Origin of the sequence: Desulfocucumis palustris (assembly GCF_002933875.1) — a bacterium.
GTDB lineage: Bacteria > Bacillota > Desulfotomaculia > Desulfotomaculales > Desulfocucumaceae > Desulfocucumis > Desulfocucumis palustris.
This window is the reverse complement of record NZ_BFAV01000032.1, coordinates 1-3650: the sequence shown is the minus strand read 5'-3', so window position 1 is coordinate 3650 and position 3650 is coordinate 1. Positions and strand designations below refer to the sequence as shown.

At 41.9% G+C, this 3650-nt stretch carries 4 protein-coding genes and 1 pseudogene; all 5 read right to left on the bottom strand.

The genetic code is table 11. The annotated features are described in order from the left end of the window. A partial coding sequence (locus DCCM_RS03080) for an RHS repeat-associated core domain-containing protein (RefSeq protein WP_207655533.1) occupies positions 1-383 on the bottom strand: 383 nt, incomplete at its 3' end. Positions 384-1315: 932 nt separating this feature from the next. Beyond that, positions 1316-1618, bottom strand: coding sequence for a hypothetical protein (locus tag DCCM_RS03075; RefSeq protein ID WP_104370999.1), 303 nt, complete (start codon positions 1616-1618; stop codon positions 1316-1318). A gap of 12 nt (positions 1619-1630) precedes the next feature. Then, the gene (locus DCCM_RS18955) at positions 1631-2515 is read right to left on the bottom strand and encodes an RHS repeat domain-containing protein (RefSeq protein WP_507762469.1); all 885 of its coding nucleotides are present in this window, start codon (positions 2513-2515) and stop codon (positions 1631-1633) included. Positions 2516-2609: 94 nt separating this feature from the next. Next, positions 2610-2987 carry a hypothetical protein gene (locus DCCM_RS03065; protein ID WP_104370998.1) on the bottom strand — a complete coding sequence of 126 codons (378 nt, stop codon included), beginning with the start codon at positions 2985-2987 and terminating at the stop codon, positions 2610-2612. A gap of 19 nt (positions 2988-3006) precedes the next feature. Continuing rightward, positions 3007-3650 (bottom strand): annotated as a pseudogene (locus tag DCCM_RS19125) (hypothetical protein); the annotation flags it as partial.

Genomic DNA, 3650 nt, shown 5'->3' with positions numbered 1-3650 from the left:
CCTATCTCCGGGTTATAATACCTGGCTCCCATCTGGTATAGCCCGGGGCCGGAGAAGTAGGGGGCGCCGGTGAAGGTGAACCTTGTTTCGTCGCTGTCGCTGTCGCCTTCGGCGGTATAGGTGCCGAATTCCTGGTATTCGTACATTCTTACTGTTTGGTTGCCCTTGCCGTATAGCATTAAGGTGGAGCCCAGGCGGTCTGTGAATACGTAGTAAGTGTTTCTGCTGTGACCGTTGCTTTTGTACATATCCAGCAGTTTGCCGGAGGGAAGTCTGGTGTAGCTGGCCATCAACGCCCCGGCCCCGTCCCGGTCGGCTATTACCTGGCTGCCGTTATACTGGTAGTAGGTGGCGCTGTCGTTGGCCGCATCTATTACTCCCATTAGCTGCCCGTCGCCGTTATAGAGGTTTTTCAGCTGGTCATCGACGCCTTTGGTAATTGTGATTAATCTGTTCTCGTAGTCATAGTAATATCTTAAGGTGTCACGGTGACCTTCTCTTTCCAGGTTGCCGTTGGAGTCGTAGTCGTAGCTATAGGTGCCACCTATTCCGTCTTACGATGTGTCTATGATTTTTTCGGACAAACGGTCCGCAGAGTTGTAGGTGTAACATTGGAACCGTCCCCATGTTATTCCATGTTATTCATGTTATTAAAGTCGGTGGTGTTCTTCAGGTACGAATGAAATACCCCACCAAAAGGCAACCACCCGACAAACGGGTGGTTGCCTTTTGGTTCGGGAGACTTGTAACATGAGACTTTTTTGAGTGAGATGATTCCGCATTAGACTGCAATAAATAAAGTTTAGCCCAACACAAGATTTTACAACTAATCATAACATCGGAACCATCCCAATGTTATCCAGAACCGTCCCAATGTTATCCAAATTGACTTTTATGTCACCGGCAGATTCTATAGGGTAGGGTGTAAAACAAGTCAGCGGTCCAGCAAGACCTTTAAGCCAGGGGTCTACAGCACCTTAAGGAAAATGGGGCTGTACAATCTCTCCGTTGATTACCCTGTGAATGCTTGATGTCAATGGTGTCGGATAGCCGTATGCGGGAAAACCGCACGTACGGTTAGACGAGGGGCTTTCTGGCATTTTCGCTATGGTCAGGCTAGTGAGGCACTCCCGGAGGAAACGGGGAGAAACTGATAGGCCAAGCCTAAGGTTACTATGCCAGGGTCTACTCTACTTAATAAGTTAATAAGTTAAGAGCCTGACCCCGTCAATAATCAGTATCCAAGGGTTGCAAGTTTGATGCTTTGTTTATGCAATACTACCATCACTAATTATTTCAATCTAATTTTTTGGTTTTAGTAAACTTTATCTGATCTATTTATCATATCGCCTACAGCAATAAGGATATTTGCAAACCTATCAAAGTCCACTGGTGTAGGAATATTTATACCTTCGAGCACTTTTTGAAGGCTCTCTACATCGTCAATCATTGAACCAACAGATACCTCTGGTGTAGCAATAGTAAAGTCTTCACGTTCACTAGAAGAAACAAGCCAATAATTATCCTTATCAATCACAAACTCATTAAATCCAGCTTCCTCCGCTTTTTTTATTAGTATCTCAAATAAAAATTTCAATTCATTAATGGATATTTTCAATCTAAAACACCTCTATTTAAGCAGTTTATTTATTTTGTCCAGTTCGCTTTGTTGTTTATTAATCTGGTCCTTAAGTTGCTTTATTCTTCCGTTAATTATTTTTTGCCTAACATCAGGAGAAGGGACATTTTTAAGTATTCCTTTATTGTCATACGCATCTGGATTTTTGATATAATTATTCAACTTAACCTTATGCTCTTGAATTAGTTTTTCATATGATGATTTTGATTTAGGCAATTGTTCTCTTGTCTGATTACCTAAAGCACCTCCCATTTTAGTCTTACTCAACCCCAGAGAGACATCCTCTGCCACAGGACCAGCAAGCCCAGCTAATTCCTTTTCACCCTTACGAACTACCGTTCCAAATCCCCCAAGTATTGTTGGCCCACTATAGTCAAGGGCATCTCTAACAAAGTCCAAAATACCAGTGGCTTCCATGTCATTGCTAAATTGTGAAAGCTTTTTTCTTTGATTTTCTTGGTATTGTGGAATCATTAAGTATCTGTATCCCGTCGGGTCCACATAGTTCACCGGGTTATTATTGCAGTAAGTATAAAGATTCTGCGTCCAGGGCTCGTAGATGTTGCCCCGATAGGTGTCATTGGTGATAAACCTCCCTATCTCCGGGTTGTAATACCTGGCTCCCATCTGGTATAGCCCGGGGCCGGTGAAGTAGGGGGCACCGGTGAAGGTGAACCTCGTTTCGTCGCTGTCGCTGTCGCCTTCGGCGGTGTAGGTGCCGAATTCCTGGTATTCGTACATTCTTACTGTTTGGTTGCCCTTGCCGTATAGCATTAAGGTAGAGCCCAAACGGTCTGTGAATACGTAGTGCTGTAAGACCTTCTTAGCGACAACCACTTGTGATACTCCTTGCTTATCCCTGTATAAGGCGGAGATAACTATTTATTTTTTGAAAATGCGACAAGGGAGAACCGTCCCCTGTCGCATTTCTGAAGTCAGGTCGCACCGTTAGTCCCCTGACCTTGACACGTTATTCCTGAGTTGAGATATCATCATTGACTTTTTTGATTAACTTTAGCATATCATTCATTGCCGAAGTGCTAAATACACCCTCTCTTTCACCAGCTAGAAAGTATAGCTTGAGCCAATAAGCATCATCTTTGACGTAGGTTTTAATGGCATTTGCTATATTTTCTTCGGTTAATTTTTTTACAAAAATACATGGTGGGCCTGCTGGAAGATAGTCTAGCCCCTCATTATCCATTTGTAGTAAAATATTCTTCGGTGTTGCAACAACAACAGTATATGTCATTCTATCCTCCATCTCAATAAATACGTCAATATTATCATTTTCAATATCTTTAACATCCGACAGCGGGGTTGGATAGGATATTTTAACTATCTTCATGAGGCACCTCCAAAGTCTATTATTTTCCGTATACATCTTTCAATACATTAATTACTTCTTGCTCGTTCGCCTTACTCGACTTGCCAAGTATTTCTATGTTTCTATCTTTTATTCTGTAAAATACTCGTGCTCCATCTCTACCCCTTAAATACTCAACGTTACCAAATAGCTTTTTTGTACCCAACCCAGGATTTCCATTTCCTGTAATTAACTTCCTAATCAACTCATTAGATTCTTGTTGAACAGCTTTGTTTTTACCCATTTGTTCTGCTGCTTTTACAAGTCTCGAATCATTTTTAATTAAAGAAGTTACCTTAATAAATTTGGCCTCCGCCTTAGTACCAGACCTTAACGTAATAACATTGAAGCCCACCCACAATCCTGCTTCTAAATCATCGACATTAAAATCGCCATCGGTTAATACTACGTAATTATCAGATCCAACGATTCCATCTACAACAAAAATTTTTGCACCCTTGGGTAAATTTTGAGCTGCTACATTATAAGCATTATTCCAATTCTTTCCCTTAAGTAATTTACCAACCCCACGTATACCTGAATCCATGGCTTCTTTCACAGTCATATGCCCTGTCGGGTCCACATAGTTCACCGGATTATTATTGCAGTAAGTATAGAGATTCTGCGTCCAGGGCTCGTAGATGT